The sequence below is a fragment of the Sphingomonas sp. BL-S-05 genome, assembly GCF_055521695.1.
The window spans coordinates 356,552-372,900 of record NZ_CM145499.1; the positions used below are offsets into that span (position 1 = coordinate 356,552).

Annotated in this window: 1 protein-coding gene; it reads left to right on the forward strand. The window is 66.5% G+C overall.

Translation table 11 applies throughout. The features are described 5' to 3' along the window. Nucleotides 1-91: 91 nt before the first annotated feature. Nucleotides 92-16,249 (forward strand): CARDB domain-containing protein, encoded by a 16,158-nt coding sequence (locus ACZ1JS_RS01565; RefSeq protein WP_465167408.1) that lies wholly within the window; start codon nucleotides 92-94, stop codon nucleotides 16,247-16,249. Nucleotides 16,250-16,349 lie beyond the last annotated feature (100 nt).

Sequence of the window (16,349 nt, forward strand, 5' to 3'; positions counted from 1 at the left end):
CTGTATTCAAGAAATCTAAGTAACAGGTTAAATTTTGCTGGGGACGTTCATCGGAGGGCGATCAGCGCGTCCGATTTCCGGGGGGTATTACATGACGGCGATGGGCGGTGAGTATTCGCGTGAGCAGGCGGCGTATGGTGATGCCGAACTGGCTTCCGCCACCGAAGATGATGGGCGGGATTTGCTCGAGGGCGAAAGCGAGTCAATCTCCCTCGATGGCTATGCGGCGCGCTACGCTCGCGAGAACGTTCTGGTCCAAGTGCTGCGCGGGTTCGAGAGTGGCACTTATGGCGACATACTCGATATTCACAGTCTGCTCTCCACTGCGAGTGGCTATGAAGCTGGCACTAATCCCTTCGCTAAGGGGTACGTGCGGCTCGTGCAGGATGGCGAGCACACACTTGTCGAATATGATTGGGACGGCGCCGGGGACGCGGGCGAATGGACGGTGCTGGCGCTGCTGGAGAACGTCGACGCCACCACGGTGACCCACGTGAATTTCCAGCCTGCCTTCTCCCCCACCGGCGCGGGGGTGACGATCGAGGGTGGTGACGGCTACGACGTCCTACGCGGTTCTGCCGAGGACGACGTGCTTAGCGGCGGCGGCGGCACCGACGATCTCTTCGGCGACGGCGGAGACGACGTGCTGAACGGCGGCGAAGGCGCCGATTATCTGGGCGACTACAGCGGCAGCAACACGATTAACGGCGGCGCTGGCGACGACTATATTTATGGCATCGGATACGGCCGCGGCGTCTCGGGCAACGTGGATATCGTGACCGGCGGGGACGGACGCGACCGTTTCGTTATATATCACTACGACGCGGACGAAACCGAAACGGTAGTCAGCCTCGACATCATTACCGATTTCACGACCGGCGTCGGCGGCGACGTCCTCGACATATCCGGCCTTTCCGGCTCCACGCTGCAGGATTACGAGCGCTGGGATAATCCCTTCGCCTCTGGCCACCTTCGCCTGGTGGCCGACGGCCAGGATACGCTGCTTCAGCTCGACATCGACGCGGGCGGCGAAGCTGCGCGCTGGCAGTCGCTGGTACGCCTCATCGGCGTCTCGCCCGACAGCTTCGTTGCGGCGAATTTCTATCCCTCCTTCTCGCAAGACGGCGTCGGTCTGACGCTGACCGGCACCGACACCGCCGATCTGCTGGCGGGCGCCGGCGACGACGACACGCTGTCGGGGCTCGGCGGCGATGACACGTTGCGCGGTGACGTGGGTGACGACGGGCTCGACGGCGGGGCCGGCAACGATCGTCTCGACGGCGGGATCGGCGATGATCGGCTGAGCGGGGGCGACGGCGACGATATTTTCGTCGATTACACCGGCGACAACGTGATCGATGGCGGCGCCGGCAACGACACGTTCGAATACATCGGTTTCACTGATTACTGGTCGCCTGACAGCGTCGCCACGATGACGGGCGGCGCGGGACGCGACACCTATCGGATCTACGTCGACGCGGATCGGCAGGAAGCATACGAATCTGATCCCGACGTGGTGACCGACTTCGCAGCGGGCGCGGAGGGCGACGTTATTGACCTAGCGTCTTTCCTCGCCTGGCAGGCGCAAGGGTATGAGGCGGACAGCGATCCGTTCGCGACCGGCTACATTCAGCTGATCGCGGACGGCGAGGACACGCTGGTGATGATCACGCCGGATCCCGCCAACGAGGACGCCGGCGCCGTCGCCATCCTGCGTCTTGCCGGGATCGCACCTGCGCAGTTGACGGCAGACAATTTCTTCCCCGCCTTCTCGCCGTTCGAGGACGGCGACCCGCAGGAGGGAACCGAGAATGGCGATATCTTGATCGGCACCGCGGCGGGGGATACGATTGATGGCTTGGGCGGCGACGACCAGATTTCGGGCCGCGGCGGTGATGACGTGCTCGACGGCAGCGACGGCAACGATCGGCTGCTGGGTGAGGCTGGCGACGACCTGCTGGAGGGCGGCGCGGGCAACGACAGTCTCGACGGCGGGGTCGGCGATGACACGCTAATGGGCGGCGAAGGGAACGACTTCCTCTACGACTACCAGGGGAAGAACATCGTTCACGGCGGGGCGGGCGATGACACATTCTACTATCTGGGCTTCGGCGGAGATACCGGAACGACTGGATCAGACACGCTGACCGGCGGTGAAGGTCGCGACACCTACGACATCCATGCCTATACAGCGCGCTATGCGCCGACGCTGGTCCGGGCGGACGTCATCACCGATTTCACCGCCGGGGCGGGCGGTGACATCCTGTTGTTGGGCAGCGTCGTCGGCTATCTTACTAATTACGAAGCAGGCAAGAACCCCTTCGTCAGCGGCCACCTGCGCGTCGTCGATCAGAATGGCGACACGCTGGTCCAGGTCGACTGGGACGGCAGCGGGACCTCGGGCAGCTGGACAACGCTGGCGCGGCTGCGCGGCGTAGCATCCACAGCGTTGGTGGCGGCGAATTTTGCTCCCGACTGGTCGGTGGATGGCACTGGCGCGACGATCGTCGGCGACGACACTGCCAATTCGCTGGTTGGTACTGCGAACGACGACGTCATCCTGGGGCTTGGCGGCAGCGACTATCTGTACGGGCAGGACGGCGACGACAAGGTCGAGGGCGGGGCGGGCGCCGACTACCTCGAGGGTGGGCGCGGCGACGACATGCTGGACGGCGGCGAGGGCAACGACCAGATCTACGATTCGGGCGGCAACAACACGTTGATCGGCGGCGCGGGCGACGACGTCTTCGGCCGCAGTATCTACGGCTATACCGGCGCCTATCGCAATGTGATGACCGGCGGGGACGGGCGCGATACCTTCCGGCTCCATTCCTACGACGTGCGTTACTCGCCGGCGACGCAGACCGCCGACACGGTGACCGATTTCAAGGCGGGCGCCGGCGGCGACCTGCTCGATCTGAGCGGCGTTGTCACTTATCTCACCGGGTATCGCGTCGGTGAGAACCCGTTCCTGAGCAATCACGTCCGCCTGCAATCGGACGGGGCGGACACGCTTGTTCAGGTGGACTGGGACGGCACCGGCACGGCCGGCTGGGCGACCGTCGTGCGGCTGCAGGGGGTCGAGCCGACCGCGCTGACCTACCAGAACTTCACCCCCGATTGGTCGCCCGATGGAACCGGGGTGACGATAGTGGGCACCGCGAGCGGCGAATACCTTTCCGGCACCGGCAACGACGACCTGATCCAGGGGCTTGGCGGCAGCGACGGTCTGTACGGCCTCGATGGCAACGACAAGCTGGAGGGCGGCGCCGGCGCCGACAATCTCGACGGCGGGCGGGGCGACGACACTTTGGAGGGCGGCGACGACGGCGATTATTTTTACGACTACCAAGGGGCGAACGCGCAGAGCGGGGGCGCCGGGGACGACGTCTTTTACAATGTCGGTTACGGCGGATCATCAACCGCCGGGGTCGACACGCTCACCGGCGGTGCCGGGCGAGATACTTATGCGGTCAACGCCTACGACCTTCGCTATTCCATCGGCACGCTAAAGGTGGACATCGTCACAGACTTCTTGGCCGGCGCGGGCGGCGACCGCATCGACCTAGCGAACGTCGTCAGCTATCTGGCGAACTACATCGCCGCCGCCAATCCCTTCCTCAGCGGCCACCTGCGGCTGGGCGCGGACGGCGACGATACGCTGGTACAAATCGACTGGGACGGCACCGGCATCGCGGGCTGGGCTACGATCCTGCGGCTGAAGGGCGTCGCACCCACGGCGCTCGACGCCAACAATTTCTCGCAAGGCTGGTCGCCCGACGGTCGCGGCGTCACGCTGGAGGGGACCGAGAACGCCGATAACCTCAACGGATCGGTGAACGACGACGTCCTACGCGGGCTGGGCGGCAATGACTACCTCTACGGTCAAAGCGGCAACGACAAGCTGGAAGGTGGCGCGGGCGCCGACTATCTCGATGGCGGATCCGGCAACGACACGCTCGACGGCGGCGACGGCAACGACGCGCTCGTCGAATATCAGGGAACGAACGTACTCGGCGGCGGAGCCGGCGACGACACGTTCAACTATGTCGGCTACAGCGGCGGCTATGCACCGGGCGTCGATACGCTAACCGGCGGCGCGGGGCGTGATACCTATCGGCTCTATTCTTACGACGCGCGCTATTCGCCCACGTCGGCCCGGGCGGACGTAATCACCGATTTCAAGGCGGGCGTGGACGGCGACATGCTCGACCTCGCTTATACCGCATCTTACCTTGCGAACTACACCTACGGCGACAATCCCTTCCTCACCGGTCATGTTCGCTTGGTTGCGGACGGCGACGACACCCTCGTTCAAGTCGACTGGGACGGAACCGGCAGCGCCGGCTGGTCGACGATGGTGCGGTTGCAGGGCCTTGCGCCCACTGCGCTGAACTATGACAATTTTACGCAAGGATGGTCGCCGGACGGCCGTGGCAAGACGGTAGTGGGGACCGACGCCTCTGAATTTCTGTACGGCACGGCGGGAACTGACACGCTGCAGGGCATGGGCGGCAACGACTACCTCTATGGCTACGGCGGCAACGACATGCTGGAGGGCGGTGCGGGTGCCGACGTTATCGAGGGCGGCGCGGGCGACGACACTATCGACGGCGGCGACGGCAACGACACGCTTTGGGACTATCAGGGCGCTAATGTCCTGAAGGGCGGCGCCGGTGACGACACGTTCGGCGGCGTCGGGTTCAGCAACAGCGGCGAGCCGGCCGGCGTAGATACGATAACCGGCGGCGCGGGGCGCGACACCTACCGCGTCGACGCCTCGACCGCGCGCTATTCGCTCGCGTCGGTCAAAACGGACATCATCACTGATTTTGCGGCCGGCGCCAGCGGCGACATCCTCGACCTGGCCAATGCCGTTGCGCAATTCACCAACTTCCGCGCCGGCGACAATCCCTTCCTGTCAGGCCATGTGCGCCTGACCGCGGACGGGGCCGACACGCTGGTTCAGGTCGACTGGGACGGCACCGGCACCGCCGGTTGGGCCACTCTAGTGCGGTTGCAGGACATCGCGCCGGGAACGCTCGACCACAATAATTTCTCGCCCAACTGGTCGCCGGACGGCCGCGGCATCACGCTTGTCGGCGATGCTGGCGGCAACACGCTGAGCGGCACCGCCAACGCCGACCTCATTCAGGGGCTCGGAGGCAACGACCTTCTCTACGGCGATGCCGGGAACGATACCCTTGAGGGTGGCGACGGGATCGATGTGCTATGGGGCGGCGAGGGCGACGACCGGCTTAGCGGAGGCGACGGGGCCGATACCTTCTACGACGTCATTGGCCTCAACACCTTCGACGGCGGGGCGGGCGCCGACACCTTCTCGGCGGTAGCCGAAGGCGGCGAGCGCGGCGGTTCGGACCGCTTCACTGGTGGGGAGGGGCGCGACACCTATCAGATCTCGACCTATGATCTGAGGTACAATCCGACGACGCTGGCGGCGGACACCATCAGCGACTTCGCGACCGGCAAGGACGGCGACATGCTGTCACTGACCGACATCCACAATTATCTTCTTAACTATAGCTACGGCACCAACCCGTTCGTCAGCGGCCACCTGCGCATGCGGGCGGTCGGCGCAGACACGCTGTTGGAAGCGAACGTCGATGGCAGTAGCAATGGGGTGTGGCGCACGCTGGTCCGGCTGGAGAAGGTAGCGCCTTCGTCGCTGACGGCCGCGAATATCAACCCTGGCTGGTCGTTCGATGGCGTCGGTGCGACGATCGTGGGCGACGCCAGCAACAATTACCTCACCGGCACCTTCGACTCCGACACGATCAGCGGCCTCGGCGGCAACGACACGCTGATCGGCGATGCGGGCAACGACGTGCTCGATGGTGGCGAAGGGGCCGACTATCTCGATGGCGTGGAGGGGGACGACCGACTTACAGGGGGGGCGGGCGACGATTACTTCTATGATTATTCCGGCACCAACGTCTTAAACGGCGGCGGTGGCAACGACCGTTTCGACATGGTCGGTTATTCGGGCGGTCTAGGCGGCGTCGACACGCTGACGGGCGGCGAAGGCCGCGACACCTACGGGCTGTACGGCTACGACGCGCGCTATTCGGCGACCAACCTTCGCACCGACATCGTCACCGATTTCACGACTGGCGCGGGCGGCGACGTGCTCGACCTTTCCAGTATCTTCGCCTACCTCGCCGGCTTCGTGACGGAGCAGAACCCGTTCGCGACCGGGCATCTGCGGCTGCTCGCCGATGGCGAAGACACGCTGGTCCAGATGGACTGGGACGCTCGCGGAACGGGCGGCATGTGGCAGTCGCTGGTACGGTTGCGCGATGTCGATCCGGCCAACCTGACGGCGGAGAATTTCTCGCCGCAAGTCACCCCGCCGGCGGCCGGAGTCACCGTGCAGATCACCAGCGCGAAAGTGGACGAGAATGCGCCCGGCGGCCGTCTCGTCGGCACCCTTGCCGCAACGGGCACCGACGCGACCGGCACCTATACCTTCACGCTGGTCGACGATGCCGGCGGCCGGTTCAGGCTCGTCGGGGACCGGATCGAGGTCGCCGATGGCGCGAGCCTCGACTACGAGGCCGCGACCAGCCATCGCCTGCGCGTGCGCGCGACCGACACCGCGGGCACCAGCGTCGAGAATACGCTGATCATAAGCCTGAATGACGTGGTCGCCGACTTCGCCGTGACGCAGGTCGCGGTTGGCGTGACCGAGCTGGAGGCGGGTCGCACCGTCGACCTCGAATGGACCGTCGCCAATCGCGAGAACGCCGCATTCGCCGGGGGGTGGGTCGACAACGTCTACCTCGACGATCCGAATACGCCCGGACTCGACCATCTGCTCGCTTCGCTGTCAACCGACGCGTCGATCGCAGCGAACGGCACCGTAGGTCGCGTCCACGCCGTCACGTTGCCGCTGGCGGTGGAGGGTGCTTACCGTTTCGTCGTAATGACTGATGCGGGCGGCCGCATCGCCGAGGGCGTGTCGGGCGAGGAGGACAATACCGGCGTCTCCGCGGCGATCGAGGTGGCGGCGGCTCAGGTGCCCAATCTCATCGTGTCCGATGTCACCACCGCGGAAAGCGCCTTCGCTGGGCGCGAGGTGGAGGTGCGCTGGACCGTCACCAATACGGGCGATGCGCCGACGTCGGCGGCTTATTGGTACGACGGCATCTGGCTGTCAGAAGACGATAAGGTCGGTGCCGGCGACATCCAGCTCGGCGACGTCATGAACCCAGCCTATCTGGCGCCGGGCGAAGCCTACCAGGGGAGCTCGACCGTGCGGCTCCCGGCGAACCTTCAAGGCAAGTACCGCATCCTCGTCCAAACCGATCGCTACGGCCAGTTGCCGGAGTTGACGCATGAGGACGACAACGTCGCGGCCAGCAGCGCGCTGACGATCGATCCAATTCCGCTAAGCGAGCGGCCCGACCTTAAAGTCGCGAGCGTCGCCGCGCCCGACCAGGGTTTCTCGGGCCAGCGCCTGCCGATCACGGTGAAGGTCGTGAACGTCGGTGACGGCGTGGTGGCGGACGGCGAGGCCGCGCAACTGGGCGGCTACACCTTTTGGTCGTCGTCGAGCGGCCATGGCTCGGTTCGTGATATCCTCACTCATTTCAATGGCACCTTCGGCGGCCGGTCGGACGAGAACACGATCCGGGTCGTCACGCGCACGACAATGGGGGCCGCGCCCGAATGGGTCGAACAGGTCTTCATGTCGACCGACGCGACGCTGGATGCCGGCGACCGCCTGCTCCAGACGACCTCACGCGACATCAGCTACTTCATCCTGCACGACGTCTATCGCAATTATTCGTACGTCGCCAAGGACGCCGCCGGGAACAGCTACCGCGTCAGCGGCACGTCGCTGGCCGGGCGCTATTACGAACTCGCCGGCGACAAGCCCGCGCCGGGCGGCGAGGACGCGGTCACGGCCGCGATCAACGTGACGCTGCCGGAAGGGATTTCGGGCGACTATTACTTCTTCGTCCGCATCACGCCCTCGTCCTGGCTCAACGACGTCTACGATTCGAATAACCTGTCGTTCGACAGCGCGCCGACGCGCGTGCGGCTGACCCCGCCGCCCGATCTGGAGATGGAAAAGCTCACGTTTAACGGCGAGGCGGTCGCGGGGCATGCGGTCACGCTCGACTATTCGGTGCTGAACGCCGGCGCCACCGCCCCCAATGCGGGCGGCTGGTACGACCGTTTCTACCTGTCGCGCGATACCGTCCTCGACGGCACCGACACGCTGCTGACGCAGGTCGGGCGCTGGTCGACCGTCCAGCCGGGCGACGCCTATGGCGGCAAGGTGTCGCTGATCCTGCCGGTCGGGATCGAGGGGACATGGCATGTCATCGGCGTCGCTGACGGCGAGAGGGCGGTGTTCGAGCTGAACCGCGACAACAACGTCGCCGCCTCCGCCGGCTTCGATATCGTCTCGCGCCCCGCGGACCTCGTCGTCACCGCCGCGGCGGTATCGGGCGAGGCGCGGGCGGGAACGCCGCTGCTGCTCGAATGGTCGGTCCGCAACCAGGGGACGGGGGACAGCATCGTCACCGACTGGCAGGACTATGTCGTCCTGTCGCGCGACGAGGTGCTGGGGAACGGCGACGACCGCGTGATCGCCACCTTCGGGCACGCCGGCGTGCTGAACCCGGGCGAGAGCTACGTCGGCAAGCAGCAGCTGGTGCTGCCGCAGGACGTGGCGGGCGCCTATCGCCTGTTCGTCGTCACCGATGGCAGCCGTCAGGTGTTCGAGGAAACGGCCGAGGGCAACAACTATCGGCAGGTTCATCTCGGGATCGGCGGGGCGACCACGATCGACGTGGCTCCGGTGCAGCGGCCGGACTTGCGCGTGACCAAAGTGGATGCTGACGCGACGGCGACGTCGGGGGGGCTGACCGAGATTCACTACACCATCACCAACGCCGCCGACGCACGCGTCACGCTGGGAGGATGGACCGACCGGATCGTGCTCTCCGGCGACGACGTGCTCGGCAATACCGACGACGTTGTCGTGGGCAGCGTGTATCGCGCGTCCGGGCTCGAGAAGGATGCCTCCTACATCGAGAAGGTGGCGGTTAAGCTGCCGGTCGAGCTCGCCGGCCGCTACACTGTCTTCGTCCAATCCGACGCGGGCGGCAGCGTCGCCGAGACGGCAGAGGACAACAACGCCCGCGCCGCCGCCGCAACGATCGACATCGCCGCAGGGGCGACCCCGGACCTCCTCGTCACCAGCGTCTCCGGGCCGGAAAAGGCGGTCGCGGGGCAATTGCTCACGATCGACTGGAGCCTCGCCAACAAGGGTGCGGCCGACGCGCCGGCGCGCGGGTATCAGGCCTTCTACCTGTCGCGCGACACCGTGCTCGACCGGACCAGCGACATCTACCTTGGTCATGTCGACATGACGACGGTGCTGGCGACCGGCGCGACGGTCGATGGGACGCAGACCTTCAAGGTCGCGGCGGGGCTTGGCGGGCGCTATTACGTGCTTAGCGTCGCTGACAGCGGCAACGCCATCTACGAGCGCGGCGGTGAGGCGAACAACGTCAGCGTCAGCGCGCGGCGCATCGACATCAGCCTGCCCGCGCCGGTTGACTTGGTCGCCGGCGTCGTCACCGTGCCGGGTGAGGGGCTGCCCGGGGCCGCGATCGCGATCACCTACCACGTCTCGAACCAGAGCGGCTCCACCGCGATCGGCCAGTGGCAGGACAACGTCTATCTTTCGCGCGACGACAAATGGGACGCGAGCGACCTCCTGTTCGCGCGCGCCACCGGCAGCGGATCGCTAGCGACCGGCGCCTCCTACACTAACACCGTCACCGGCCAGCTTCCGGGCGTGCTAAGCGGCGACTATCACATCATCGTGCGCACCGACGTGCGCAACCAGATGCCGGAGACGGACGAGACCAACAACGTCTCCGCTAGTGTCGATTCGGTGAAAATCAGCGTCGAGGAGCTGATCCTCGGCACGCCCGACACCGGGCGGCTGGAGCATCGCCAGACGGTTTATTACAAGGTCGAGGTCGACGCGGGCGAGACACTGCGTGTCGCCTTCGACAGCGCGTCGGACTTCGGTCGCAGTGAGCTCTTCGTCAGCTACGGTGAACTGCCGAGCCGGTCGGGTGCCGATTTCCGCTTCGACACCGCGGACGCCCCCGATCAGGCGATCATCGTGCCCAATACGCGCGCAGGCACCTATTACGTCATGGCGTACAATGACGTCGGCTTCACGACCGACTACGCCGTCACCGCCGACGTGTTGGGCTTCGAGATTACCGACATCGCCACCGATAGCGGCAGCAACCGCGGGCACGTGACGATCAAGATCGAGGGCGCGCAGCTCACCACCGCGACCGCGGCGGCGCTGGTCGACGCGGCCGGCACCGAGCGCGCGGCGAGCGCGGTCCTGTGGAAGAGCGCGACCGAGGTCTGGGCGACCTTCGACCTGCGCGGGCTTTCCACCGGCGCCTATGACGTGAAGCTCGGCGATGGCGCGTCGGTCGCGGTGTTGGAGGACGGCTTCACCGTCAATTCCAAGCCCGAGGGTCAGGTGGTCTACGGCATCGAGACGCCGCCGGCGCTCCGCCCCGGACAGACCGGCACCGTCCGCGTCTATTACCGCAACGAGGGCGAGACCGACGTCGCCGCCCCGCTGCTGCAGGTGTCGGGCAACGCCAAGCTGAAGCTGCCGGGCGACGCCGACTTCGGCGGCACGTCGATGCAGCTCCTCGGCATCAATGCCGCCGGGCCGGCGGGCGTGCTGCCGCCGGGGGCGGAGGGCAGCTTCCAGCTCACCATTACCGCCGACTTCACCGGGGCGGGAACGATCCGGCTCGGTGTCTCCGCGCTCGACGCCGACACGCCGATGGACTGGGCCACTTTGCTCGCCGACGCGCGCTCGGTCAGTATGGCCGACGCCGCTTGGGCACAGGTGCTGTCTAACCTGACCGCCACGCTCGGCGACACGGCCGGGGAATATGGCGCCGCGCTGGCCGAATATGCCAGCCGCCTCGACCTGCTGGAAGGGCGCACCGGCGACGTCGCGCGGCTGTTCGGCATGGCGCTGAACGAGGCGACGGTGAACGGCAGCCTGCTCGACGCCGCGGTGCCGGGCGTGCTCGGCCGCAGCCGCGAGTTCGCCTGGGACATCGCGGCGATGCGGCAGGCGGACGGCGACGTCGTCGTCCGCATGGGCGACGCCGCGATGCGCTTCGAGCACGACGGCAAGGGCGGCTTCGTGGACCGCGACGGCGCGACGCTGGCGGTCGACGGCGGCCGGTTCGAGCTGGCGATGCCGGACGGTACCCGCATCGAATTCGGTAGCGACGGGCGCTTCACGACGCTGGTCGACGCCAACGGCAACACGCTGAGCGCGACCTATGCCAAGGGGCTGCTGACGAAGGTCGCAGGCAGTGACGGCGCGACGCTCGACTTCGCCTATGACGCGCGCGGACGCCTGACGTCGGTCACCGACGAGAGCGGGCGCATCGACAGCTACGGCTATGACGCGACCGGCGAGTATCTGAACCGCGTCACCACCCCGGCGGGCACGACGCGCTTCGACTATATCACCGAGGGTCCGGCACGCGGCAGCGTCTATCGCGTGACCGGCTTGGACGGCGCGACGCGCGTGTTCGAATATGACGAACGCGGTCGCCTTGCCGGCGAGAGCCTGGCGGGCGGCGCGGAGCGTGTCACCTACGCCTATGACGATCGCGGCGGCGTGACGATCACCGACGCACAAAGCCGGGCGACCCGCGTGCTAACCGACGATAACGGCCTCGTCGCACAGGTCGAGGATGCGCTCGGCCGCGTCATCCAGATGCGTCACGACGCCGATGGCCGGCTGGTGGGAATCGTCAATCCGGACGGGACGACCGGGAGCTTCGAACACGATGACGCCGGGCGTCTGGTCGAAGTGCTCGACGCGCTCGGCAACACCGTGCGGTTCGACCACGACGCGCTGTCGGGTCGTCTGACGGCGGTCGCGGACGGCAACGGCAATCCGATCGGCTATGACTATGACGATCGCGGCAACCTGACGCGAATTACCTACGCGGATGGCTCGTTCGAGGCCTATGCCTATGACGCGAAGGGACGTCTTGCGGAGGCGACTAACCGCCGCGGGCAGGCCACCACCTTCGCCTTCGACGAGGCGGGGCGCCTGACGGGCAAGACCTTCGCCGACGGCAGCACGGCGAGCTTCGGCTACGATGCCGGGGGCCGCCTGATCCTCGCCGAGGATGCCGACAGCGGCACCACCTACGCCTATGACGCGGCGGGCCGCCTCGCCAAGGTGACGGACGGCGATGGCCGCTTCCTCGCCTACGAATATGACGCCGCGGGGCGCCGTGCCTCAATGACTGACCAGGACGGGCGCGAGGTGCATTACGGCTACGACGCGAAGGGTCGCCTCGCCGAACTGACCGACGAGAACGACGCGCGCATCGCCGCCTACAACTACGATGCAATCGGGCGGCTGTCGCGCGGCGACAACGGCAACGGCACCTATACGACCTACGATTACGATGCGGCGGGGCAGCTCGTCAGCCTCGTCAACCACCGTGCCGACGACAGCGTCAACTCGCGCTTCGACTACACCTACGACGACATGGGCCGCCGCACGAGCGTGACCACGCTCGATGGCACGACCGACTACGAATATGACGCGATCGGCCAGCTCACCGGCGTGACGCTGCCCGGCGGGCGCCACATCGAATATCGCTACGACGCGGCGGGCAATCGTACGACGGTGACCGACGACGGCGTGAGCGAGCAATATGCCGCCAACGACCTCAACCAATACGTCACCGCCGGCGGCACGAACTTCACCTACGACAAGGACGGCAACATGCTGTCCAGGACCGTGGGCGAGGCGGTGACGACCTACGCCTACGACAGCGAGAACCGGCTGGTCTCGGTGAAGACGGGCGACGACGAGTGGCGCTACGAGTACGACGCGCTCGGCAACCGCATCGCGAGCACCCTCAACGGCGAGCGGACCGAGTTCCAGTTCGACCCGCTGGGTCTGGGCAACGTGGTCGGTGCGTATGGCGCATCGAGCGCGCGCTACGTCCACGGGCTGGGGCTGGAAGCGACCTCTGGGGCGGGCGGTGCGCGCTATTACGACTTCGATGCGATCGGCTCGACCACGGGGCTGACGAACGCGGACGGGGCCTATGGCAGCCGCGCGTCCTACTTGCCGTTCGGCGAGACGCTGTCGGCGGCGGGGGCAAGCGACCCGTTCGGCTACGTCGGACAATTCGGCGTGCAGGGCGATGGCAGCGGACTGCTGCAGATGCGCGCGCGCTATTACGATGCGCAGCACGGCCGCTTCACTCAAACGGATCCACTCGGCGTCGCTGGCGGCGTGAATGTCAATGCTTATGTCGTTAACGATCCTGTCAATTTCATCGACCCCGAAGGGCTGATCCGCTGGCTGCCCGGGTCGACGAAGGCACCCGACGTCCTAAACTCCAGCACCGGCATCCTGACCGGCGTGCTGGGCGTCGTTGGGGGCGCAGCACTTCTCACCGGCGCAGTCGCGGTCGGTGGCCCGCTCGCGATCGGCATCGGTACGGCCCTCGTCGTGAAGTCGCTCTACGGGATCGGCGCAAACAGCTACAACCTTGGAAACGCTCTTCAAGAAAGGGAAGGGGCGGCGCTCTACGGCGATTTCGCCGATCTCGGCTGGAACGCGAACTCCCGTCGGATCTTTAAAGCCGCCGATATGGCGATCGATCTCGCCGGAATGCTCGTTACGCCAGCGAACCTCACCAAGTATCTGCCTTCTTATTACGGAAAGAACTTCGAGGCGCTGGGGAATGCGCTTCAGCTAACCCAGGCAGCGAAGACTGTCTTGGATGCCTGGACCGGCGGCTATGATGATGACGATCCCGTCGTCCAGAAGGACATCCCCGTCGTAGCCCCGCGCGACCCCAACGACATCCTCGGTCCCAAGGGCCATGGCGACGATCACTGGGTCGCCGCCACCGAGGCGCTGCCCTACACTGTGCGGTTCGAGAACGTCGACACCGCCACCGCCCCGGCGCAGCAGGTAACGATCACGCTGCCGCTCGACGGCGATCTCGACCCGCGCACCTTCCGCCTAGGCGACTTCGGCTGGGGTGACATCGTCATCGACGTGCCCGACAACGCGTCCTTCTACACCGACCGGCTCGACTTCGTCGCCAGCCACGGCTTCCTGCTCGACGTCATCGCCGGGATCGACGTGGCGACGGGTGAGGCGTTCTGGACGCTGACGACGATCGACCCGGAAACGGGTGAGATCCCCGAGGATCCGCGCGTCGGCTTCCTGCCGCCCAACGTGGACAAGGGAACCGGCGAGGGCTTCGTCAACTACACCGTCCGCCCCGACCGCGACGTCGCGACCGGCACGGTCGTGGAGGCGGGCGCGACGATCGTCTTCTCGACGCAGGAGCCGATCGACACCCCCGTCATCTTCAACACGCTCGACGCCGACGCGCCGGAAAGCGCGGTCGAGGTCGTGCCAGAAAACGCCGAGAGAAAGGACGCGCGCTTCACTGTGCGCTGGGGCGGGACCGACGAGGGAGCGGCGATCCGCAATTTCGACGTCTACGTCTCTGATAATGGCGGCGCCTATCGCCTGTGGCTCGGCGCGACCGAGGCGAGCGAGGCGGTGTTCGACGGCGAGCCGGGGCATCGCTATGCCTTCTACACTCGCGCCCGCGACCATGTCGGCAACCTAGAGGCGGCACCGGCCACCCCGGACCTCGTGCAACAGGTCGCGGCCGAGGCGGTGCGCCCGGACGTGCTCGTGCCTGCGGTCGCGGCGCTGACCCCGCCTGCAGCAGGCCGCTACGGCACCGGCGACACGATCGAGATCGCGGTCCGCTTCACCGAAGCGGTGCTGGTCGCTGGCCAGGGCGCACCCGGGATCGCGCTGACAATCGGCGACCGCGCCATCACGGCGGGCTATGCGGCGGGCACCGGCACGGACACGCTCGTCTTCCGTCATGTCGTGAAGGCCGGCGACTTCGACGTCGATGGCATCGTCATCGCGTCGAAGCTGACGCTCGGCGGCGCGACGCTGACCGACAAGGCCGGCAACGCGCTTGCCAGTGATGCGCTGTTCGTCCCGTCGACCGCGGCGATCCTGGTCGACAATGCGCCGGCCACGGCAGGCAACATCGCCGATCAGGACGTCCGTGCCGGGCAGGCGTTCGCGCTGACGTTGGCGGCGGGGCTGTTCACCGACGCGGATGCGGGCGACACATTGATCCATGTCGCACGTCTCGCCAACGGCGCAGCGCTGCCAGCATGGCTCGCCTTCGACTCCGCGACCCGTACCTTCTCGGGCATGCCCGCGGACGGCGACAGCGGGGAATGGGAGATCGTCGTCGTCGCCACCGACACCGCGGGGGCGAGCGCGCAGCAGCGCTTCACGCTGGCGGTCGCGGCCGAACCCGAGCCCGAGGGCCAGGCGCCGACCGATATCGCGCTGTCTTCGGCCAGTGTGGCGGAGGATGCTGCCGCGGGAGCGGTCATCGGCACGCTCTCGGCGACCGATCCTGATGGCGGCACGCTCACCTTCCTCTTGGTGGATGATGCGGGCGGGCGCTTCGGCATTGAAGACGGCCGCCTGGTCATCGCCGCCGGTGCGGCACTCGACTACGAGACGGCGGCCTCGCATCAGGTGGTCGTGCGCGTGACCGACGACGACGGGTTGTCGTTCGAGGAGGCGCTCACGATCGCGATCACCGACGTTGACGAAGCGACTGGGCCGGAGGAGACACTTAGCGATAGTGGCGACGTGTTCGAGGCGCCGTCAGACGCGGGCTGGGACGTCTTCGGTCTGGGCGGCGACGACCGGCTCGTCGGCGGAGCGGGCGACGACAGGTTGTTCGGCGGCGCGGACAACGACGTGCTGACCGGCGGAAACGGCAGCGACCGGATGGTCGGCGGCAGCGGCAACGACACGATGACCGGTGGTGCGGGGGCGGACATCTTCGTCTTCGATACGTTGGAAGCTACCGGCCTCGACCGCATCACCGATTTCGGCCGCGACGACGAGTTGCTTACCACGCGACCGATCTACGACTCCAACGGAGACGGCTTCATTACATTCGGTCGGAACCGCGTGCTCGACCTTGTCGGCGGGGGCCAGGTGTCGATCGCCTCGGAAGTAGGCAAGCGGGTCCAGCGTCTTGTTTTGGAAGGGACGCGGACCGAAGATGACGTTACCTATTACGTTTACGCGCTTGAGTGATTAGAATGCGAAACGGCCGACTATCGATCGGGGGCGACTGGGCTGGTCGCCTTCGATGATAGCGTCCTCGCGCTAGGGAAGGGTGCGCACGTCATGGTCG

Bases quoted from the DNA above. Each gene is read 5' to 3' on its own strand.
- ACZ1JS_RS01565 (WP_465167408.1), top strand. From the start codon at position 92: ATGACGGCGATGGGCGGTGAGTATTCGCGTGAGCAGGCGGCGTATGGT.